The organism is Parvibaculum lavamentivorans DS-1, assembly GCF_000017565.1.
GTDB classification, from domain to species: Bacteria; Pseudomonadota; Alphaproteobacteria; order Parvibaculales; family Parvibaculaceae; genus Parvibaculum; species Parvibaculum lavamentivorans.
On sequence record NC_009719.1, the window covers coordinates 1,905,001 to 1,925,472 of the forward strand.

General features: G+C 59.6%; 18 protein-coding genes, 1 tRNA gene and 2 rRNA genes (1 of these 21 only partly in view). 14 read left to right on the forward strand and 7 right to left on the reverse strand.

What is annotated here, in order from left to right:
- From PLAV_RS08890 to PLAV_RS08900, 3 genes are all read left to right on the forward strand, one after another.
- Nucleotides 1–1,273: ribosomal RNA gene (locus tag PLAV_RS08890) — 23S ribosomal RNA — on the forward strand (it extends 1,468 nt beyond the left edge of the window).
- Between the two features lie 98 nt (nt 1,274–1,371).
- A 5S ribosomal RNA gene (gene rrf / locus PLAV_RS08895) occupies nt 1,372–1,486 on the forward strand.
- 132 nt (nt 1,487–1,618) lie between these two features.
- A tRNA-Met gene (locus PLAV_RS08900) sits at nt 1,619–1,695 on the forward strand.
- On the opposite strand, the gene PLAV_RS19320 is transcribed toward PLAV_RS08900, so the two are convergent.
- Together PLAV_RS19320 and PLAV_RS19495 are read right to left on the reverse strand one after the other, a co-directional pair.
- Nucleotides 1,652–3,301: a recombinase family protein gene (locus tag PLAV_RS19320; protein ID WP_012110667.1), complete on the reverse strand. Its 1,650-nt coding sequence runs from the start codon at nt 3,299–3,301 to the stop codon at nt 1,652–1,654. The two genes, PLAV_RS08900 and PLAV_RS19320, sit on opposite strands and share 44 nt — an antisense overlap.
- A gap of 2 nt (nt 3,302–3,303) precedes the next feature.
- Nucleotides 3,304–3,519 carry a hypothetical protein gene (locus tag PLAV_RS19495; protein WP_143710194.1) on the reverse strand — a complete coding sequence of 72 codons (216 nt, stop codon included), beginning with the start codon at nt 3,517–3,519 and terminating at the stop codon, nt 3,304–3,306.
- Between the two features lie 811 nt (nt 3,520–4,330).
- On the opposite strand from PLAV_RS19495, the gene PLAV_RS08915 reads away from it, so the two are divergent.
- From PLAV_RS08915 to PLAV_RS08945, 7 genes are all read left to right on the forward strand, one after another.
- Nucleotides 4,331–5,506 carry a thiolase domain-containing protein gene (locus PLAV_RS08915; protein WP_012110669.1) on the forward strand — a complete coding sequence of 392 codons (1,176 nt, stop codon included), beginning with the start codon at nt 4,331–4,333 and terminating at the stop codon, nt 5,504–5,506.
- Nucleotides 5,503–5,895, forward strand: coding sequence for a Zn-ribbon domain-containing OB-fold protein (locus tag PLAV_RS08920; RefSeq protein WP_012110670.1), 393 nt, complete (start codon nt 5,503–5,505; stop codon nt 5,893–5,895). The genes PLAV_RS08915 and PLAV_RS08920 overlap by 4 nt, the downstream gene beginning before the upstream one ends.
- A 152-nt stretch (nt 5,896–6,047) precedes the next feature.
- Complete coding sequence (locus tag PLAV_RS08925) at nt 6,048–7,658, forward strand: acyl-CoA synthetase (protein WP_012110671.1); 1,611 nt, start codon at nt 6,048–6,050, stop codon at nt 7,656–7,658.
- A 56-nt stretch (nt 7,659–7,714) separates the two neighbouring features.
- The gene (locus PLAV_RS08930) at nt 7,715–8,467 is read left to right on the forward strand and encodes a glucose 1-dehydrogenase (RefSeq protein ID WP_012110672.1); all 753 of its coding nucleotides are present in this window, start codon (nt 7,715–7,717) and stop codon (nt 8,465–8,467) included.
- Nucleotides 8,468–8,497: 30 nt separating this feature from the next.
- Complete coding sequence (locus PLAV_RS08935) at nt 8,498–9,997, forward strand: Rieske 2Fe-2S domain-containing protein (protein WP_281032314.1); 1,500 nt, start codon at nt 8,498–8,500, stop codon at nt 9,995–9,997.
- Nucleotides 9,994–10,488: an aromatic-ring-hydroxylating dioxygenase subunit beta gene (locus tag PLAV_RS08940; protein ID WP_012110674.1), complete on the forward strand. Its 495-nt coding sequence runs from the start codon at nt 9,994–9,996 to the stop codon at nt 10,486–10,488. Before PLAV_RS08935 ends, PLAV_RS08940 begins: the two co-directional genes overlap by 4 nt.
- A 12-nt stretch (nt 10,489–10,500) precedes the next feature.
- Entirely contained in the window at nt 10,501–11,490 is a 990-nt protein-coding gene (locus PLAV_RS08945; protein WP_012110675.1) for a PdxA family dehydrogenase, read from the forward strand.
- 17 nt (nt 11,491–11,507) lie between these two features.
- Here PLAV_RS08945 and PLAV_RS08950 read toward each other — a convergent pair whose 3' ends face one another.
- From PLAV_RS08950 to PLAV_RS08970, 5 genes are all read right to left on the reverse strand, one after another.
- Nucleotides 11,508–11,975 carry a MaoC family dehydratase gene (locus PLAV_RS08950; RefSeq protein WP_012110676.1) on the reverse strand — a complete coding sequence of 156 codons (468 nt, stop codon included), beginning with the start codon at nt 11,973–11,975 and terminating at the stop codon, nt 11,508–11,510.
- Nucleotides 11,976–12,063: 88 nt separating this feature from the next.
- Nucleotides 12,064–13,329, reverse strand: a complete 1,266-nt coding sequence (locus PLAV_RS08955) for a cytochrome P450 (protein WP_012110677.1) — start codon at nt 13,327–13,329, stop codon at nt 12,064–12,066.
- Nucleotides 13,330–13,538: 209 nt separating this feature from the next.
- A complete protein-coding gene (aliA, locus tag PLAV_RS08960) occupies nt 13,539–15,179 on the reverse strand; it encodes a cyclohexanecarboxylate-CoA ligase (RefSeq protein WP_012110678.1) in 1,641 nt (546 codons plus the stop codon).
- Between the two features lie 40 nt (nt 15,180–15,219).
- Nucleotides 15,220–16,080, reverse strand: a complete 861-nt coding sequence (locus tag PLAV_RS08965; RefSeq protein ID WP_012110679.1) for an SDR family oxidoreductase — start codon at nt 16,078–16,080, stop codon at nt 15,220–15,222.
- A gap of 25 nt (nt 16,081–16,105) precedes the next feature.
- On the reverse strand, nt 16,106–16,741 hold the full coding sequence (locus PLAV_RS08970) for a TetR/AcrR family transcriptional regulator (RefSeq protein WP_012110680.1): 636 nt from the start codon (nt 16,739–16,741) through the stop codon (nt 16,106–16,108).
- A 169-nt stretch (nt 16,742–16,910) separates the two neighbouring features.
- On the opposite strand from PLAV_RS08970, the gene PLAV_RS08975 reads away from it, so the two are divergent.
- The 4 genes from PLAV_RS08975 to PLAV_RS08990 are packed head-to-tail and all read left to right on the forward strand — an operon-like array spanning nt 16,911 to nt 20,440.
- Entirely contained in the window at nt 16,911–17,672 is a 762-nt protein-coding gene (locus PLAV_RS08975) for an SDR family NAD(P)-dependent oxidoreductase (RefSeq protein ID WP_012110681.1), read from the forward strand.
- Between the two features lie 11 nt (nt 17,673–17,683).
- Entirely contained in the window at nt 17,684–18,475 is a 792-nt protein-coding gene (locus tag PLAV_RS08980) for an enoyl-CoA hydratase-related protein (protein ID WP_012110682.1), read from the forward strand.
- 8 nt (nt 18,476–18,483) lie between these two features.
- Nucleotides 18,484–19,641: an acyl-CoA dehydrogenase family protein gene (locus PLAV_RS08985; RefSeq protein WP_012110683.1), complete on the forward strand. Its 1,158-nt coding sequence runs from the start codon at nt 18,484–18,486 to the stop codon at nt 19,639–19,641.
- 10 nt (nt 19,642–19,651) lie between these two features.
- Complete coding sequence (locus PLAV_RS08990) at nt 19,652–20,440, forward strand: enoyl-CoA hydratase/isomerase family protein (RefSeq protein WP_041536539.1); 789 nt, start codon at nt 19,652–19,654, stop codon at nt 20,438–20,440.
- Nucleotides 20,441–20,472: the final 32 nt, after the last annotated feature.

Consider the following 20,472-nt stretch of genomic DNA (forward strand, 5'->3'; position numbering starts at 1 on the left):
CCACATGAGACCGTACCCTAAACCGACACAGGTGGACTGGTAGAGTATACCAAGGCGCTTGAGAGAACGATGCTGAAGGAACTCGGCAAATTGCCTCCGTAACTTCGGGAGAAGGAGGCCCCATGCTTGGGCAACCAGGTGTGGGGGGCACAGACCAGGGGGTAGCGACTGTTTACTAAAAACACAGGGCTCTGCGAAATCGCAAGATGACGTATAGGGTCTGACGCCTGCCCGGTGCCGGAAGGTTAAGAGGAGAGGTGCAAGCTTTGAATCGAAGCCCCGGTAAACGGCGGCCGTAACTATAACGGTCCTAAGGTAGCGAAATTCCTTGTCGGGTAAGTTCCGACCTGCACGAATGGCGTAACGACTTCCCCGCTGTCTCCAGCATCGACTCAGTGAAATTGAATTCCCCGTGAAGATGCGGGGTTCCTGCGGTTAGACGGAAAGACCCCGTGCACCTTTACTATAGCTTTGCAGTGGCATTAGTGACGGCATGTGTAGGATAGGTGGTAGGCTTTGAAGCGGGAGCGCCAGCTTTCGTGGAGCCGTCCTTGAAATACCACCCTTACTTTTACTGATGTCTAACCGCGGTCCGTTATCCGGATCCGGGACCCTGCATGGTGGGTAGTTTGACTGGGGCGGTCGCCTCCCAAAGAGTAACGGAGGCGCGCGATGGTAGGCTCAGGCTGGTCGGAAATCAGCTGTCGAGTGCAATGGCATAAGCCTGCCTGACTGCGAGACGTACATGTCGAGCAGAGACGAAAGTCGGTCATAGTGATCCGGTGGTTCCACGTGGAAGGGCCATCGCTCAACGGATAAAAGGTACGCCGGGGATAACAGGCTGATCTCCCCCAAGAGTCCATATCGACGGGGAGGTTTGGCACCTCGATGTCGGCTCATCACATCCTGGGGCTGGAGCAGGTCCCAAGGGTTCGGCTGTTCGCCGATTAAAGTGGTACGTGAGCTGGGTTTAGAACGTCGTGAGACAGTTCGGTCCCTATCTGCCGTGGGTGTAGGAAAATTGAGAGGATCTGTCCCTAGTACGAGAGGACCGGGATGGACATACCTCTGGTGGACCGGTTGTCGCGCCAGCGGCACAGCCGGGTAGCTATGTATGGACGGGATAACCGCTGAAAGCATCTAAGCGGGAAACCCACCTCAAAACCAGTTTTCCCTTGAGAGCCGTGGAAGACGACCACGTTGATAGGCCAGGTGTGGAAGTGCGGCAACGCATGGAGCTTACTGGTACTAATCGCTCGATTGGCTTGATTACTCTCATTTATCTCTGCTCATTCCGTGAGCGAGACAAGACAACGACAACAGACCAAACAACGATAATCATTCGAACCCTGACGATATGCCCTTCGCCGGCCTGGTGGTTATAGCGAGGAGCCTACACCCGATCCCATCCCGAACTCGGCCGTTAAATTCCTCAGCGCCAATGGTACTATGTCTTAAGGCATGGAAGAGTAGGTCGCTGCCAGGCCTGCCAAGCGCATATCGTTCATCCCTTCTTCCGATCCGAGCCGTTTCGCGGCCATCCGCCACTCATCCTGACCCGTTTGTCTTGATCGCGTGCGCGGGCGAGAAAGCGAAATCCGGTTCGCGCAGAATTTGACGCGGGGTGGAGCAGCCCGGTAGCTCGTCAGGCTCATAACCTGAAGGTCGCAGGTTCAAATCCTGCCCCCGCAACCAACGATACTTGCGATGCAAGCAACCCGGTTCCAGAAATGGAGCCGGGTTTTTTGTTGGCTGCGAAGGAGAGCATGGCGGCGAGGTCGCCTTTAAGCACGATCGTCAGTTCGCCATTTTCGGGAACGAGCGTCACTTGGTCGACGAGCGCGCGAATGGCGCCGCTTGCTTCGCTCTTGGCCTCCTTCTTCTGCAGGGCATCATGAAGCGTAGCCACGCGCTTGCGGTACAGGTGCGCCATGTTGGGGTGAAGGAGAGCGGGAGGTTCCTTGGCCTCGGCGAGGATCGCCGTCAACTCCGCCTTGCGCGTCTCGAGCGCGCCTATCTTGTCCTTGAGCTGTGCGCCCGGCACACCGTCGAAGATCGCCTGAATGGCGCGATCGATATCCCGTTCGATGCGCTCGACTTCCTTGCGTTGAGCGACCAGTGTCGTCCGGCGCTCGATGAGCTGACGATTGACCTCCCGCGTAAACTCCTCGCAGAACGTCTCGAACAGCTTCGGTTCCATCAGGTGCGTGCGCAGGCCGCTCAGGACCGATGCCTCAAGCGTTTCGACACGAATGTTCAGCCGGTTGTCGCAGGTCCCCTTGGTCCGCGCCGCGGCGCAACCGAGCAGGTTCTTCGAGATCAACGAGTAGCCACCGCCGCAGCGGCCACATCTGACAAGCCCGGAGAGAAGATACTTGGGCCGGCGTCGGTCGACGAGCGGGTTGGTGCCCGGCTCTTGTGGCCCGAGCGCCATCGTTTCCTGGCGCGCTTTGGCGTGGTCCCAGAGAGCCTGCTCGACGATCCGAAGGTCCGGCACGTCCTGGACAACCCACTCGGATTCAAGGTTGGCGCGTGAGACGCGCCTGCCGGTGTCCGGGTCCTTGATGTAGCGCTGGCGGTTCCACACCAGCCGGCCGACATAGAGTTCGTTATTGAGAATACCGGTGCCGCGTTTTGGATTGCCGTGGATGGTGCTCGGCCCCCACGCCTTGCCGAAGGGACCGGGCACGCCCTCTCGGTTCAGCACCTGGGCGATCGTTCGTGATGAGCTGCCGGCGACATAGTCGCGGAAGATACGCCGGACGATAGCGGCCTCGGACTCGTTGATCGTTCGGTCGCCGCGGACCGGCTCTCCGCTCTCGGACAAGCGCTGGACGACGTCGTAGCCGTAGCAGAGGCCGCCGCCTGATTTTCCGTTTTCGACGCGACCGCGCAGACCTCGACGTGTTTTGTCGGCAAGGTCCTTGAGATAGAGCGCACCCATCGTTCCCTTGAGTCCAATATGCAACTCGCTGACCTCGCCCTCCGAAAGAGTGACGATCCGTACGTCGGCGAAGCGCATGCGCTTGTAGAGGCCGGCGATATCTTCCTGATCGCGAGAAAGCCGGTCGAGGGATTCCGTCAGCACGGTATCGAAATGCTGACGTTGCGCGTCGGAGATCAACTCCTGAATTCCCGGACGAAGAAGTGAAGCGCCGGAGATCGCGCGATCGGAGTAGCTATCGACGACCTTCCAGCCTTGGCGCTCGGCATGAAGCCGGCAGAGCCGCAACTGATCTTCAATCGACGCATCGCGCTGATTGTCGCTGCTGTAGCGGGCGTAGAGGGCGACACGGGACATGCTCACTCCTGTCCTGATTGCTCCTTCTCTTCCTTGGGCGTAATTCTGTTCGCCGCTGATCGCAACCACTCCCGTGCTGCTTGCCGAGCAAGCAATTTCACCAGAGGGACGAACGCAAGACGGATTCTCTCAAGATCAGGGTCGACGTCCGAGTTTGCCGCATTGCCGTCGGCGGGCCGACGCCCGTCTCGATTACGCTTTGCCATCTTGCCATCCATCTGACATGGCATCCAGTGTCGGATGCGACCATCAATATCTGGCGATTGCCAGCAGGGGATCAACAAGAAGCAAAGCCACATCAAAGACTTAGAAGTAGTTGGGCCTGCTTCGTCGTAGTTGTGGCTTTGTCGGCGCGGAAAAAGATGAAATGGGCGTGGAGAAAATTCGATGGGCGATTTCGCATGCCCGGTCCGCGATGGAATGCGATCGCGTGTGCATTCCATGTGCACCGATAGAGCGCACTAAAGGATATTGTGGGCGCAAAAGTGTTAACTCCGCAATACGCGTCAACATCGGTAAGCGTCTTGGTACTTGAGAAAATGCGTCTTGTTCGTCCAGCGATGGATTTGGGAGATTTACCTTCGCCGGCTGTCGTTTAGAGGATTGCGTGTTCTCTGCGTGTGCGGTGAAGCGTCAGCAGAAGTTGCTGGTTTCTTGAGCAGGTCCGAGAGCGCGGAGATAATCAGGAATCCAGCGCCCCGACACGGGTGAATGACGGCAGATATGCCGGGGCGGCTATGCCGCACGGGCATCTGCGGGACCACTTCAGTTGGCCAAACCGAATTTGGGGTGGGTTTAGCCTTTGATTGGTGGCATTTCGGGGGGGCAGGCCACTTTTCGACGCGTGCAAGCGTGATGGTCCTGACGCCGCCCACGTTTTCAATCCTCACCGTCCCCAATCCGTTCCCCCCCCTCGCTCGATCTGTTCTTCCGATCGGCCATAACCGGCGCTTCTGCCTTTCGTGGACGGGGTGGACGTATCCCCCTTGAATGCGGTAAGCAATATGAAATTCATGATAAGGGATAGGGATGGGTATCAACGGAAAATCCTACATAGTCGGCATCTACGAGCATCCGTGCCGCGCGGCGCTGGACAAGACGCTGCCGCAACTTCACGCCGAGATCGCGAAGGGTGCGCTGGCGGACGCTGGTCTTTCAAAGGACGATGTTGACGCATATTTCTGCGCCGGCGACGCACCGGGGTTGGGCCCGATCAACATGATCGAATATATGGGCCTCAACAATGTGCGTCATATGGACAGCACGGAGACCGGCGGGTCTTCCTACATCGTCCATGTCAATCACGCAGCGCAGGCCATAGCCGCGGGGCATTGCAATGTGGCGCTGATCACGCTGGCAGGCAGGCCGGTTGCCGACGCGAAAGAAGGTAAGCCCGTCCGTTACTACAACCAGCAAGCGCCGGACTTTCCGTTCGAAATGCCCTATGGCCCCAACGTCACGAATATGTACGCCATGTGTGCGATGCGGCATATGTACGAATACGGCACCACCAGCGAGCAACTCGCATGGATCAAGGTCGCCGCATCCCATCACGCCCAGCACAATGAACATGCCAGGCTCCGCGACGTTGTGACCGTGGAGGATGTCGTCAATTCGCCGATGATTGCCGATCCGTTGCACCGGCTCGACTGTTGCGTCATTACCGACGGTGGTGGCGGCATTGTGATGGTGAGCCCGGAAGTGGCGAAGTCGCTGAAGCGTACCCGCGTCAAGGTTCTCGGTGCCGGTGAGGCGCCCAAGCATCTCGCGGCGGGCCAGGTCGATCTGACCTATTCCGGCGCGCGTTGGAGCGGACCCAAAGCGTTCGCTGAAGCCGGCGTCACGCCCGCCGATATTAAATACGCCTCCGTCTATGATTCCTTCACTATTACAGTGCTGGAAACGCTCGAAGATCTGGGTTTTTGCAAAAAAGGTGAGGGCGGGAAGTTCGTCTCGGACGGCAATCTGATTTCCGGCGTCGGCAAATTGCCCTTCAACACGGATGGCGGGGGATTGTGCAACAACCACCCGGGCAATCGCGGCGGCATGACCAAGGTTCTCGAAGCGGTTCGTCAGGTTCGCGGTGAGGCTCATCCGAAGGTTCAGGTTCGCAATTGCGATATTGCTCTCGCGCATGGAACCGGCGGGCTTCTGGGATCGCGTATGGGCAGCGCAACCGTTATTCTGGGGAACGAAGACGCATGAGCACCGAGCAGAAAAACAAGATCAATCTTGTCGTCAATTCCGAGAGCAAGCCCTACTGGGAAGGTGCCGCAAAGGGGCAACTCCTGATCCGGGCTTGCAACGCCTGCGGCAAGGTGCACCACTATCCGCGGACTATTTGTCCGCATTGCTTCTCGGAGGACACCGCGTTCGTCGAGGCTTCGGGCAACGGCGTGATCTACAGCTATTCGGTCACGAGGCAAGCCAAGCCGCCTTATGTCATCGCCTATGTTGAGCTTGATGAAGGGGTTGCAATGCTCACGAATATCGTCGATTGCGAAATCGACAAGATTCGCATCGGACAGAAAGTCAGGGTCAAATTTTCCGAGGCTGGCGACGGATACGCGCTGCCGGTGTTCACGTCCGCATGATGCGGAATTTTCATTGAACGGCATTCCGGTGGGTTTGACTTCCTGCCGGAATTCCGGCGACGGGTCGGTTGAGACAACGCACGGTTAGGGACGTAACGGCTTGATCGCAAAAAAAGCCGACCCCGAGGACCGGATTTTTCAGGGAGGATCATATGGCTTGGAATTTCGGTGACATTCTCGACAGTATTTCGGCGGTTCTGCCGCAGGATGCGCCCGCCCTTATTCATGGCGATCGGGTAATCACATGGGCAGAAACGACACGGAGGTCCAACAATCTCGGGCGCGCGCTGATCGCGCGCGGCGCCAGGCCCGGCGACAAGGTCGCGTTCTATATGCGAAACCGACCCGAATATGTCGAGACCATGGCGGCCTGCTTCAAGAGCCGTCTTGTCCATGTCAACATCAACTACCGCTACAAGGCGGACGAAGTTTTCTACATCTTCAATGACTCCGACGCGCAAACGGTCGTTTACGGTTCCGAGTTCCGGGACATCATCGTCGAACTGAAAGACCGGCTGACGAAAGTCGCCACTTTCATTGAGGTAAACGAAGACGGATCCGCCGCGCCCTTCGCGGAAAATTACGAAAAGATCGTCACCAGTGGAGATGGTGCGCCGCTCGGCATCGAGCGTTCGATAGAAGATATGCTTTTCATCTATACGGGCGGCACGACGGGCATGCCCAAAGGCGTCATGTGGCGCCACGACGACATGCGCGAAGCGCAGCTTACGACGCTTCGAGCGCTGGGTCCGATCCCGGAGACACTTCCCGCGTTGGTCGAATTTATCAAGACTTCCGGTTCGGGGCCCAAGGCGATGCCTGCCTGCCCGCTGATGCACGGCACCGGCTTGATTACGGCTATCGGCAATATGATGAGCGGCGGCTGCATCGTCACGCTGGAGAGCCCGACCCTCGACGCGCATGAACTCTGGTCGGTGGTTTCGCGCCATGGTGTCAATTCGCTGGCGATCGTCGGCGACGCTTTCGCCCGGCCGATGCTGGCGGCGCTCGACGAGGCGCCTGGCAAATACAACCTGGCCAGCGTCGTCTCGATCGTTTCTTCCGGCGTTATGTGGAGCACGGAAGTGAAGAGCGGCCTGCTCAGGCATTTGCCGAATGTCATTCTGATGGATTCCTTCGGTGCCTCGGAGGGACTCGGTTTCGGCAGTTCGATCATGACGAGCGCCGGCGAGGTCAAGACCGCCAGGTTCCAGATCGGCGGCCGGTGCCGCGTGTTCGATGAAAGCGATCAGCCGGTCGAACCCGGCAGCGGCAAGCCGGGCATCATCGCCCTGGGTGGCCCGATTCCCGTTGGCTATTACAAGGATCCGGAAAAGACCGCCAAGACCTTCAAGACCATCGCCGGGGCCCGCTATTCCATTCCCGGCGACTGGTGCGTTGTGGAAAAAGACGGCAGCCTGACATTGCTGGGACGCGGCAGCGTCTGCATCAACACGGCGGGCGAGAAGGTCTACCCGGAGGAGATCGAGGAAATTCTGAAGACGCATCCCGCCGTCGAGGATGCGCTTGTCGTCGGTGTGCCCGACCAGAAATGGGGTCAGGCGGTCACCGGCATCGTCATGCTGGCGAGCGGCGCGAAGTTCGACGAAGAGGATTTGCGCAAGCACGTCCGCTCGCATCTCGCTGGCTACAAAACGCCCAAGCGCATTCTGGTCGGCGCCGTGCCTCTTCGCGCGCCGAACGGCAAGGCCGACTACAAGGGCGTTACCGATTTCGCGAAACGCGAGCTTGGGGTTGCCTAGACGACGATTTGAGTGACAGCGCCGGAGTCGGCGCGGCATCCCAACGGGAGGACTGCATGGGACGGGTAGACGGGAAAATCGCCTTTGTGACGGGCGGCGCCAACGGCATGGGGCGTTCCCACGCCTTGCTGCTTGCGCGCGAAGGCGCAACGCTGATCGTGACCGACATGGACGAGAAGGGCGGCAACGCCGTGGTCGAGGAGATCAACGATCACGGTGGGCAGGCGCGATTTTTCAGGCACGATGTGTCGAGCGTCTCGGATTGGGAGCGGATTTCACAGCAGGCGAAGTCCACTTTCGGACGCGTCGACATCCTCGTGAACAATGCCGGTATTCTCGTTTTTTCTGCTGTGCAGGACACCTCGAATGAAGACTTCGCACGTGTTCTCGACGTCAATGTAAAAAGCGTATTCTATGGCACGAAATATATATTACCCGCGATGAAGGCGGCTGGCGGCGGTTCGATCGTCAATATTTCCTCGATCTACGGACTGATCGGTGCGCCCGCCACGGCGGCGTATCAGGCATCGAAGGGCGCCGTTCGCTTGCTGACGAAATCGACGGCTGTGGATTATGCGCCTTTCAAGATTCGCGTGAATTCCGTGCACCCCGGAATCATCCGCACGAATATGACAAAGGATATTCTCAGCGATGCGGATGTCGCCAAACAGGTCTTGAGCGCCACGCTTATTGGTCGGCCGGCCGAACCCGTCGAGGTGTCCTATGCGGTCCTGTTTTTGGCATCCGACGAGTCGTCCTACATGACAGGCTCCGAGGTTGTCGTCGACGGAGGCTACACGACCATGTGACGCATTGCGATGCGATGGACTCTGAATGCATTGAAGGTCGAAGCCGGTTTGTCGCTGGGGCGGAAAACAATCGCGTGCCGGTCTCGTGGCCGGCCAAAAGGCGAGGGAGGAAGCATTATGAGTACATCCGGCGTGAGCAACCCATTCGATCGCATTCGCCACGGTCTCGATTCATGGCTTGTCGAGGATACGTCGAGCGGGCGCTTCATGCTCGACCGCGCCATATTCACCGATCCCGAGTTGTTCGCTCTTGAGATGAAGCACATCTTCGAGCGCAACTGGGTGTTTCTCGCCCATGAAAGCCAGCTCGCCAACGAAAGCGCCTTTCTGACCCTGACAATCGGTCGTCAACCTGTGCTTCTGACCCGGAACCGGTCGGGCGAATTGAAATGCTTTATAAATGCATGCACGCATCGCGGCGCGCGGCTGTGCCGGGAAAAACGGGGCAGGCGAGCGACATTCACATGCCCGTTTCACGGCTGGACGTTCAGCAACGATGGCGCGCTGCTGAATGTCACAGACGAGGAAAATGGCGCATATCCGGAACATTTCGACCGGAGCGATCTGGGTCTCCGCGAAGTCGGACGCCTGGAATCCTACAAGGGATTCGTTTTCGCCAGCCTTTCAGAGGACGTGCCACCGCTGAGCGATTACCTTGCGGGTACGAAGACCTTCATCGATCTCATGGTGGATCAGTCGCCGGAAGGGAAGCTTGAAATCATCCGCGGGGTCGGGCGGTATACCTATCGCGGCAACTGGAAGATGCAGACCGAGAACGGTCTCGACGGGTATCACGTGCCGACCGTGCATTCCAACTACCTGTTGACCGTCGCAAACCGAATGACGGGCGGTTCAACGAACACCACCAAGAGCGCAAACGTATCCGCGTGGATGAAGACGGATCAGGGCGGTTTTTTCTCATTCGATCACGGACACGCTTTGATCTGGAACGCGTCGGCCAGTTCTGCCTCCCGGCCCAATTTTGAGTTTGTCGACCAGTACAAGCGGAAATTCGGCGAGGAGCGCTCCCGCTGGATGACCGAAACCACACGAAATCTTCTTTTGTTTCCGAATGTGTTCCTGATGGATCAGGTCAGCACACAAGTCCGTATCGTGCGTCCGATCTCGGTCGATGAAACGGAAATAACGACATATTGCATCGCGCCGGTTGGAGAAAGTGCGCGGGCGCGGGCGATGCGCATTCGACAGTATGAGGATTTCTTCAATGCCAGCGGCATGGCCACGCCCGACGATTTGACGGAGTTCAACAATTGCCAGATCGCGTATGGCCGCGATGGTGGTCGCTATAACGATTTGTCGCGCGGGGCAACGAGAAGCGTTCAAGGGTCGGGGAAGTTTGGCAAGGGGCTCAACATCGACGCGACCATGAGCAGCATCAATGTCGCCGATGAAGGACTTTTCGTCACCATGCACAAGGAGTGGATCGAGCGGATGAAACACGCGATCGCGCAGGAGCGGGCGGAAGCGTCCCTCACTCGCGAAAACGATCGTTCGAGGGCCGCAGAATGACGAGCGGCGAACGATGCTGGATTTCGGTGCAGCGGTTTCTTGGCAGGGAAGCGCTTTGCCTCGATGAGCGGAAATGGGATGATTGGCTGGCGCTTTATCGCGAGGACGCCGAATACTGGTTGCCGGCATGGGACGATGATGGGGAACTCACGGTCGATCCGCAGAGCGAAATCTCGCTGATTTACTATTCAAGCCGTGCCGGTCTGGAGGATCGCATCTACCGCATTCGATCGCGCCGGTCATCCGCGACGATGCCGCTCATGCGGACCTGCCACATGTTTACGCTGCTTTCCGTCGAGGGACGGGAAGGTGGCGTCCATGCGCGAACTTCCTGGACGGTTCAGTCGGTTCGCGAGGATCGAACCCTCGCCTACTACGGATGGGCGGAATACGATCTGGCGGAGCACGGCGATACCTGGCTTATCGCCCGGAAAAAGACCGTCGTTCTGAACGACGTCGCCGACACGATGATCGATGTCTACAACGTCTGAGGACAGCAGGACGTGAACAGCAAGCAAGCGCGACCCATTGTCGGCACGATGATCGGAGATCCGGCAGGGGTCGGTCCCGAGGTGATTGCCCGCGCCCTCGCGACTGGCCATGTGCATGAGCTGTCCATTCCCGTCCTGATCGGCAGCGCGGCGGCAATGGAGCGCGCCGTGGAAATCACCGGCGTGTCGTGCAGCGTGCGGGTGACCCGATCGATCGACGATCTGAGCGACGACCCTGCTATCGTCGACATCATCGATTCAGGCGCCTTGAAAGCGTCCGAACTGCCGCTCGCGGAGGATACGGTGCGCGGCGGGGAGGCATCGGCGCTGTGGCTCGACGAAATGAGTGCCCTTGCATCCGGCGGCGCCATCGCGGCTGGCGTCATGGGACCAATCAGCTCCGGCTCCCTCAAACTTGCCCGCAAGGTGCCGGGCATCGTCAGTCCGACACCCGGCGAAAGCTATCTTGTTCTGCTGACTGGTCCGCTCCGCGTCGCGCATCTGACCGACCATATTCCGCTCCGGCGCGTTTGCGAAATCATCAGCCCCGATCTCGTGGCGCTTGCCTTGCGGCAGATAGACGGCGCTATGCGGAACTGGGGGATCGCCCGCCCGCGGATTGTCGTCGCGGGACTCAACCCTCACGCGATGGGAGATGAAGACCGCGAAGCCATCGCGCCCGGCGTCGCGCGGGCGAGGGCGGAAGGCATAGATGCCGAAGGGCCCGTAAGTCCCGACTCCGTGTTCCGGCAATGCGTTGAAGGCCGATACGACATCGTCCTCGCGATGTATCACGATCAGGGACACATCGCGGTCAAGACATGGGGCTTTTCCGGCAATTGCGCCATCATCCTCGGGCCGTCCTACCTGCATGTGACGGTCGCGCATGGAACGGCCTATGACATTGCGGGCAAGGGCACCGCCGATCCGGCGATGATGCTGAGCGCCATGCGCACGGCGGCCTCTCTTGCCGCGGGCCGAGGATTTCCCGAGGAACGCTGACGGCCGGATACCGGATTTTATGTTCGGGAGGCGTCGAACCGGCCGGCCATCATTCGCAACGGCGTATATTCGATCACCGTTTCGTTCCGCTGGGTCACGATCCGGTTGCGGGTGCGCACCAGACCGCGCCCCCTGGATGTCGGTCGCGCCTGAAGCACTTTGCATTCCACATGAATCGTGTCGCCGACAAAGGTAGGTCCCTTGACGTTGAACTCCATGTGCAGGAAGGCGAGGCCCGTCTCCTGCATCATCGACTGGACGAGCAAACCTTCGGCCATGCAATAGACCAGCGCGCCGGGCACCACACGGCCGTTCATGGGGCCGTGGGCCTTGAGATATTCGACATCGGTGAAGAGCACTTCCACCATGCCTGTCGTGTTGATGAAATTGACCAGGTCGGTTTCGGTGATCGTCCGGCCGATGGTGCGGAATTCCTCGCCGACGGTGAGGTCGTTCCAGCACATGCCGAGGCCTATCTTTCGCATGCCCTCTCCTTGCAGGTAGCGGCGGCGACACGGTCCCGCCCGCGACATCCTGTGACTGAGGCCGGGAAATGCGTTCCGGTGTTTTGCTTCAGCCTGGAATTCTGACCGGCATGCTCGAGTAACCCTTGATCAGATTTGAAAAAACCCGCGTCGGTTCGCCGACCACTTCGATCGGCTTGTCGGGCCAGCGTTTCAGGATTTCCTCCCAGACGACGCGGAGCTGCATTTCCGCCAGCCGGTTGCCGACGCAGCGATGGATGCCGAAGCCGAAGGACAGGTGCTGGCGGGGGTGCTTGCGGTCAATGATGAAGCTGTTGGCGTTTTCGATTGCCTCCTCGTCCCGGTTGCCCGAGACGTACCACATGACGACTTTGTCTCCCTTCTTGATCTGCTTGCCGCCAAGCTCCGTGTCCTGAAGCGCGGTGCGGCGCATATGCGACAAGGGTGTCTGCCAACGGATGATTTCGGGGACCATGGATTCGACGAGCGATGGGTTGTCCCGCAGCTTCTTGTATTGAACCGGGTTCTCGTTCAGGGCCAGAAGGCCACCGGTGATCGAGTTGCGGGTCGTGTCATTGCCGCCGACGATCAGGAGAAGAACGTTTCCCAGATACTCCATTGGCCCCATGTTTTTCGTCGCTTCGCCCTGAGCCAGCATAGTGATGAGATCGTTTCCCGGCTCGGTCGCGTTGACGCGCTGATTCCACAACTCGGTGAAGTAGGCGGCGCAATCGCGCAATTCATTCCTGCGGGCCTTCTCGGTCTCCTCATCGCCGAAGGCGGTGCCTGCGGCGGCGACATCCGACCAGCGGGTGAGCTTGCGGCGTTCTTCCCAAGGGAAATCGAAAAGGGTAGCGAGCATCTGCGTCGTCAACTCGATTGACACGCGGTCTACCCAGTCAAAAGTCTCATTGACAGGCAGGGAATCGAGAATGTTGCCTGCGCGCTCGCGGATCGTGCCTTCAAGTTTCGCCAGATTGCCGGGCGCGACGATCGGGCTGACAACCTTGCGCTGCGCGTCGTGCTTCGGCGGGTCCATCATGATGAACATGGGCAGGAAGAAACCTTCTTCCTGATTGCGGAGGGCGACGCCGCCCAGAGTGGCTTCGGACGAATAGATGCCGTGGTTGGTGTCGACATGCATGATGTCTTTGTATTTTGTCACCGACCAGAACGAGCCGTATTCGCTTTCCTTGCAGTAATGGACCGGATCTTCGCGGCGCAACCGCTCGAAATACGGCCAGATCGCATTCGCCCTAAAGAGTTCCGGATTGCTGACATCGATTTTTTCAAGCGGGATCGCGTAGGCGTCCGCAATCGACTTGTCTCGAGCGGCAACCAGGGTTTCACTCATGACGGCGTCTCCATTGTGTTTCCAGAAGCCTGAGAAGGCGTGACATATGGGATGCTGGTTAGCCGACTCTCTCCCACCAAATCATTATAAGCATATTTCCGTGGATTGTCAGGTTGCATTCATTGGGCGGCGACGCGGTGTCGCCAACTTTCCGAACAGTCCGTCACACGCCTGTTGCCGGCCTTCCGCCACCGGCTGCCTGCGGAATGTCATGCCGGCAGGGCGACGGCGATCTCGCGCAGCTTGAACTTCTGTACCTTGCCGCTCGGTGTTCGAGGCAGTTCGCCGACGATTTCCGCCCGTTCCGGCAGGTATTGCCTCGCTACCCTGTGCTCTTCGAGGAAGGCGACCACCTCGCGCAAGCCAACCTCGCGGCCGGGCTTCGGCACGATGAACGCACATGCCCGTTCGCCCAGCCGTTCATCCGGTACGCCGACGATCGCTACATCCTGAATGTCGGGATGACGGAAGAGCAGGCCTTCGATCTCGACCACGGGGATATTCTCGCCGCCGCGGATGATGATGTCCTTGGAGCGTCCGGTCAGCCGGATATAGCCTTGGCCGTCGATCCGCGCCAGGTCGCCTGTGCCGAACCAGCCTTCCGCGTCGTGATTGTACCAGTCCGGTCTTTTGAGATAGCCAACAAAAGTCGAACAGGCGCGAGCCTTGAGCATGCCCTCCTCGCCGGCGGGCAGGGGTTTGTTCTCGCTGTCGACCACCTGGACTTCCATGCCTGGCAGCGCGCGTCCGTCAGTATTGATCGCCTTGTCGTCCGGATCGTCGAGGCATGTCGTTGTCACCAGGCCGTTCTCGGTCATGCCCCAGGCCGACACGATGTTCGCCCCGAGGATTTGCCGCGCCCGCTCGACAAGCGCGCGGGGGATGGGGGCGCCTGCCACCAGGAAGATGCGCAAACGGGATACGTCGCTCCCGTCCGCCGCCACCGTTTCGGTCAGATCGGACAGGAACGGCGTGGACGCCATGGTGAAGGTGATTCCTTCGCGGGAGATCGACGCGGAGGCGCGCTTCGGCTCCCACACATCCTGCAGAATGGCGGTCGCTCCGGCCAGAACGGGCATCGCCAGCCCGTACATGAAGCCTGTCTGGTGCGCCATCGGCGACGCCATGAACATCACGTCGTCCGCGCCGAGCCCGAGGCGCTCGGCGCAGACGAGGATATTGGAGAGCAGCGTATTCGACGTATGCATGACGCCTTTCGGTTCGCCGGTCGTGCCGGACGTATACATCAACTGCGTTACGTCGTCGGGATCGGGCCGTCGCGCCGCGAAGAGACGGCCGGCGTCGCGCCGCTGCTCCCACGGCGTATCAAGAAGGACTTTCTCAAAGCTGGTTTCGCCGTCGCCGCCGATGACGAGCACATTCCTCAGCTGCGGCAGGCCGGCCCGGATGTTGGCCACCATGGCAGGGTAATCAAAGCCGCGAAAGGTGCGCGGGATGACGAGTACCTTGCTTTCCGCAAGGCCAAGCATGAAGGACAATTCGCGCTCGCGAAAAATCGGCATCAATGGATTGGTCACGGCGTCGATCCGTACGCAAGCCAGATGCAGCGCGGTGAATTGCCACCAGTTCGGCAATTGGCAGGAAACAACATCGCCTTTCTCCACGCCGAGTTCCGCGAGGCCGACCGCGATACGTTCCACGATCTTGCCTAAATCGCGGTAGCTGAGGCGGGTGGCCTTGTTCGTCATGGAGTTGAAATCGACGACGGCCGTCTTGTCCGGCATTTTGGCGATGCAACCGTCGAGATAGTCGGCGGCGGTCTTGCCCGGCCAGAAGCCGCCGGCGTTCATCGCCTCGACACGCTTCCTGGTCAGAATTGGATCGAACATCGGTAACGCTCCCCTCGCAGGCGGGCTTGAACTCCAGGCATTACTTTGGCTGGAAATAATCCGGTCGTCCGGGGGGCCACGGGTCGCCCCAGAGCTGCTCGCCGCCATCGACCGTCAATACCTCGCCGGTAATGAACTTGGCGCCCGGCGAGGCGAGATAGGCAACAGCCTCGGCGATGTCGTGGGCGTCGCCGACATGCAGCATCGGATTTGCGCCAGGATAGGTCTTGAGACCTTCGGGTGGATATTGCGCAAAACCGCTCGTTTCGCAGACGCCCGGTGCGACGCAGTTGACGCGGATGCGATGGGGTGCCCATTCGACGGCCACCGATTTGGACAGATAGGCAACACCGGCGCGCGCCGCGCATGTGTGCGCGATGCCCGGCATTCCGCGCCATATGTCCGCGATGATGTTCACGATCGAGCCGGGGGTCTTTCTTTCGACCCACTGCCGCGCGGCGCTTTGCATCATGTACCAGGTGCCGTTGAGATTGGTGTCGATGACGGCGTTCCATCCCTTGACCTTGAAGTCGAGGGCCATTTGCGGAAACTGGCCGCCGGCATTGTTCACGAGAAGGTCGAGCGCGCCGAATTTATCCCAGACCGCTTCAATAAAACCGTCAACCTGATCCGGATCGCGTATGGTCAGGGACCGGCTGAAGACCTGCGCGCCCATGCTTTCCAGAAGTGAAACCGTCGCGGCAAGTTTTTCTTCGTTGCGCCCGCATATGGCGACGTTTGCGCCCAGTCGTGCCAAAAGACAGGCAATCGCCTTGCCGAAACCGCTGCCGCCGCCGGAAACGACGACCGTTTTCCCCGAAAAAAGATCAGCTCGATAAACCGTGGGTAGAGCCTTCAGTTCCTCATCGGAAAACCCGAATCGAGTCTTCTGAACTTCCATGCGCGTCTCCCTCGAATGTTTTCGGTCACGTGACTGTTTCGTTTTCCCTGCTTTGTGCGGGTTCTTCGATCCCGATTCCGTTGAACAGCATCAGGCACATATGATCGGCTATCGCCTGAATGGACGTTCTGCCGGGACGGTACCATTCGACCGACCAGTTGAGAGCGCCCATCAGCAGCATGCGTACGACGCCAAGATTGACGTCGCTGCTCAATGCGCCCGATTTCTGCGCCTTGGTGAAAATGTGCCGCCAGAGTTCGGCGTAGGCGTCGCGCTGCCTGATGTGATGCTGTTGCACCTCTTCGGGGACCTGTCCGAAAATGCGGATATTGGCGGATGTGTAGTCGTCATGCTTCAGAAGTGTGGTGAGATGCGCCTCTACGGCGGCGCGAATTCGGTCGCGGTGAGATGAATCCGCAGGCAGACGTTCCTGGCTCTCCTCGACGGCTTCGTGAACCCGCCTCATGCCTATGTCGAGAACTTCCTCGAGGAGTTCGTCCTTCGAACCGAAATGGTAATAGAGGCTGCCCGCCTGCATGCCTGCGGCTCTCGCGATTTCGATCAGGGTCGTCGCCGCGTAGCCTTTTTGCCGAAACATCTTGGCGGCGGCGTCCAGTATTCTCGCGCGGCTGATGTCGGATTTGCTTTGCTCGCTCGTCACAAACGCCCCCTCGCCGCCTGTTTGGCGGTGCCGATCGTAAATCTAATGTACGTTCGAAACATGTTGCGCCTCCCTCGAAAATCGAACTAGTATTAGAAAAAATGTGCCGCCATTGCTATGGCAAAGTTAAAAATGTGTCTGAAGCGGTGCAGCGAGGGAGGCGACTAACATGCGAGGACTCGATCAGAAGCCGGTCATCGTTACCGGCGGCGCAAGCGGTATCGGAAAGGCGATTGGGCTCAGGCTTGGCGAAGAGGGTGCCAGGGTCGCCATTTTCGACATGAACGAGAAGGGTGCCGAGGCCGCCGCCGCCGAAATTCGCCAGAAGGGTGGAGAGGCTTGGGCCTATAAGGTCGACATCACCGACTATGCGGCAGTGGCGCGGGCAGTCGATGCGTTCGAAAAGGCGGCCGGCCAGGTTTATGGACTGGTGAACAATGCCGGTTGGGACGAGGCGAAGCCTTTTATCCAGACAGAGCCTGATTTCTGGAAAAAGGTGATCGACATCAATCTTTACGGGCCGCTCAATCTCACTCATGTCGTTGCGCGTCGGCTTGCCGAGCAGGGTGCCGGTCGGGTCGTCAGCATTTCGTCGGATGCGGGCCGTGTGGGCTCGTCTGGCGAGGCCGTCTATTCCGCGGCCAAGGGCGGCGTCATCGCCTTCATGAAGACGATGGCGCGCGAGTTCGCCCGGAAGGGCGTCACCTTCAATACGATCTGTCCGGGGCCGACGGACACGCCGCTGCTCGCCTCCGTGGATGCGTCGGGCGGCGGACGTCTGACCGAAGCGCTCACCAAGGCGATCCCGATGCGCCGCCTGGCGCAACCGGACGATTATCCGGGCATGGTCGCATTCTTTCTGAGCGACGATGCAAGTTTCATTACCGGCCAGACGATCAGCGTCTCGGGCGGTCTCTCAATGCACGGTTGACGGGGATTTTCATGGACTACGAAGACATCCTGTATGACGAGAAAAATGGCGTCGCGACCATCACCATCAATCGTCCGAAGGTCTATAACGCGTTCCGCCCCCGCACCTGCGTCGAACTGATTGACGCTTTTCTGAAGGCGGGCTGGAGCGAGGAGATCGGTGCGATCGTGCTGACTGGCGCGGGCAACAAGGCGTTTTGCACCGGCGGCGATCAATCGGATCATGACGGTTCCTATGGCGACGGCGAGACGCGCGGAACCATCGGCATGCCGGTCGAGGAACTGCACACGGTCATTCGCGACGTGCCCAAGCCGGTGATTGCGAAGGTGCGGGGCTACGCCATCGGCGGCGGCAATGTGCTGGCGACGTTGTGCGACATGACGATTGCGGGCGAGAGCGCAATCTTCGGCCAGGTGGGCCCCAAGATGGGCTCCGTCGATCCCGGCTTCGGCACCGCCTATCTCGCCCGCGTGGTCGGGGAGAAGAAGGCGCGCGAAATCTGGTACATGTGCCGGCGTTACCCGGCGCGCGAGGCGCTGGCGATGGGTCTCGCCAATGCGGTCGTTCCCGACGACAAGCTGGATGAGGAAGTGGATGCCTGGTGCGCCGAGCTTGTCGAGCGTAGCCCGACGGCGATTGCGATTGCCAAGAAATCGTTCAACGCCGACAGCGATAATATTCGCGGCATTGGCGGTCTTGGCATGCAGGCGCTCCGCCTCTACTACAACTCGGCGGAGTCGAAAGAGGGCGTCAACGCGCTCAATGAAAAGCGCAAGCCGGAATTCCGCAAGCATATGAAATAGGTGGTATCTTGGACTTTGCCTTTACGTCCGACCAGGGAGCCATTCGAGATACCGCCGCACGATTTGCGCGCGAGCGGCTCGCGCCCGCCTACAAGGTGCGCGAAACCGCCGGAGCGATCGATCGACAGCTCGTCCGGGATATGGGCGAGCTTGGCCTCGTCGGCGCCGATTTGCCCGAAAAATTCGGGGCGCCGGGACTCGATAGCGTTACGACCGGCATTATTATCGAGGAAATATCACGCGGCGACATTAGCGTCGGTTATGTCCAGCTCCTGGGTTCGCTGATGGGATCGATCGTCGCCGCGCATGCAAGGCCTGAAGTCGCCGATGAAATCGTTCCGAAGATTTGCTCGGGCGAGGCGATCGTCGCGCTCGGTCTGACGGAGCCGCGAGGCGGCTCCGACGCAGCGCATCTGCAGACGAAAGCGCGCGCCGATGGCGACGGCTACGTCCTGTCGGGCGAGAAAACCTCGATCTCGATGGCCGAGCAGGCTGATTACATTCTTGTGCTCGCGCGCACGGATGAAAGCAATCCGGGCGCTGGCGGTGTGTCGGCTTTTCTGGTGCCGCTCGACGCGCCGGGTATCACCTGTTCGAGCTTCGATGATGTAGGTTCGAAAGCGGTCGGCCGCGGTTCGGTATTCTTCGACAATGTTAATGTGTCGTCGCGCTACATGGTCGGCCCGGAGGGCGAAGGTTTCCGGAAGGTCATGCAGGGGTTCGATTATTCCCGCGCGCTGATCGGCCTGCAATGTCTGGCTCCCGCCTTCGCATCGCTGGAAGAGACCTGGAAGTATGTGACCGAGCGCGTTGCCTTCGGCAATCCGCTGGCCAAATATCAGGGTGTCACGGAACCGCTGGCCGAAGCCCAGACGCTGCTCGAGGCGGCGCGTCTGCTTTGCTACAAGACGCTTTGGCTCCGCGACAATGATTTGCCGCATACCGCCGAAGCCGCAATGTGCAAATGGTGGGCACCCAAGACGGCTTTCCAGGTCATCCACCGTTGCCTGCTCACGCACGGACATGGCGGTTACAGCACTGATCTGCCTCATCAGCAGAGATTGCGCGACGTGATGGGGCTTCAGATCGGCGACGGCACCGAGCAAATCCAGAAGATGATCATTTCGCGCGAGAAAGTCGGCCGGGTGGCCGTGCCTTATGCGTGAGGGAGGCGATATGACTAGCGCCGCGGAAGCCCCGGTCCAGACCGAGATGCGAGACGGCGTCGGAATCGTGGCGCTCAACAGGCCTGACAAGTTCAATTGCCTCTCGTCGGTTGTCATGGCCGGTCTCGACGAGGCTCTCGCAATGTTCGAGGGAGACAGGAAGGTTCGTGCCGTTCTGTTGCTCGCGCGTGGCAAGCACTTCTGCACCGGTGCCGATCTTGACGAGGTCCTCGACGCTCGCAGGGAGCGGGGTCGGCTGGAAGCGTTTATCACGGGCGGTCATCGCGTCCTGCGCCGTCTTGAGGTCTCACCTCTGCCGATTGTCGCCGCGGTGAACGGTCTGTGTCTTGCGGGCGGGCTGGAATTGATGATGGCATGTGACGTGGTTTTTGCGGGGCAGTCGGCGCAGATGGGATGCCAGCATGCCCGCTACGGGCTCGTGCCGGGTTGGGGCGGCACGCAGCGTCTCGCGCGCATCGTCGGTTCGCGGCGTGCCCTTGATCTGATGTTCAGCGGCCGCTGGCTCAAGGTAGACGAGGCGCTGGCCTGGGGGCTTGTGAACCATATCGTTGACGACAGCGCGCTTGCCGGCAAGGCGGAAGCCTATTGTGCCGACCTCGCCAAAAAGAATCCGGGCGGTCTTGCCGCCATGAAGCAGCTTTGCAGAAACGGGCTCGACGGATCGCTCCAGGAAGGTCTGGATATGGAACGGAGCGCAGTCGTGGACGCGCTGATGGGCGAAAATGTTTCGGAAGGTCTGGCGGCGTTCCGGGAGCGCCGGGAACCATTATTCCGCTGACGGATAATCAAGGGACCTCTTCGGGAGAAGTG

Excerpts from the sequence above, each read along its gene's own strand:
- PLAV_RS08990 (WP_041536539.1), top strand. The coding sequence starts at position 19,652 with ATGACTAGCGCCGCGGAAGCCCCGGTCCAGACCGAGATGCGAGACGGC.
- PLAV_RS08930 (WP_012110672.1), top strand. The coding sequence starts at position 7,715 with ATGGGACGGGTAGACGGGAAAATCGCCTTTGTGACGGGCGGCGCCAAC.
- PLAV_RS19495 (WP_143710194.1), bottom strand. The coding sequence starts at position 3,519 with ATGGATGGCAAGATGGCAAAGCGTAATCGAGACGGGCGTCGGCCCGCC.
- PLAV_RS08980 (WP_012110682.1), top strand. The coding sequence starts at position 17,684 with ATGGACTACGAAGACATCCTGTATGACGAGAAAAATGGCGTCGCGACC.
- PLAV_RS08925 (WP_012110671.1), top strand. The coding sequence starts at position 6,048 with ATGGCTTGGAATTTCGGTGACATTCTCGACAGTATTTCGGCGGTTCTG.
- PLAV_RS08965 (WP_012110679.1), bottom strand. The coding sequence starts at position 16,080 with ATGGAAGTTCAGAAGACTCGATTCGGGTTTTCCGATGAGGAACTGAAG.
- PLAV_RS08975 (WP_012110681.1), top strand. The coding sequence starts at position 16,911 with ATGCGAGGACTCGATCAGAAGCCGGTCATCGTTACCGGCGGCGCAAGC.
- PLAV_RS08950 (WP_012110676.1), bottom strand. The coding sequence starts at position 11,975 with ATGCGAAAGATAGGCCTCGGCATGTGCTGGAACGACCTCACCGTCGGC.
- PLAV_RS19320 (WP_012110667.1), bottom strand. The coding sequence starts at position 3,301 with ATGTCCCGTGTCGCCCTCTACGCCCGCTACAGCAGCGACAATCAGCGC.
- PLAV_RS08955 (WP_012110677.1), bottom strand. The coding sequence starts at position 13,329 with ATGAGTGAAACCCTGGTTGCCGCTCGAGACAAGTCGATTGCGGACGCC.
- PLAV_RS08920 (WP_012110670.1), top strand. The coding sequence starts at position 5,503 with ATGAGCACCGAGCAGAAAAACAAGATCAATCTTGTCGTCAATTCCGAG.
- aliA (WP_012110678.1), bottom strand. The coding sequence starts at position 15,179 with ATGTTCGATCCAATTCTGACCAGGAAGCGTGTCGAGGCGATGAACGCC.
- PLAV_RS08940 (WP_012110674.1), top strand. The coding sequence starts at position 9,994 with ATGACGAGCGGCGAACGATGCTGGATTTCGGTGCAGCGGTTTCTTGGC.
- PLAV_RS08915 (WP_012110669.1), top strand. The coding sequence starts at position 4,331 with ATGGGTATCAACGGAAAATCCTACATAGTCGGCATCTACGAGCATCCG.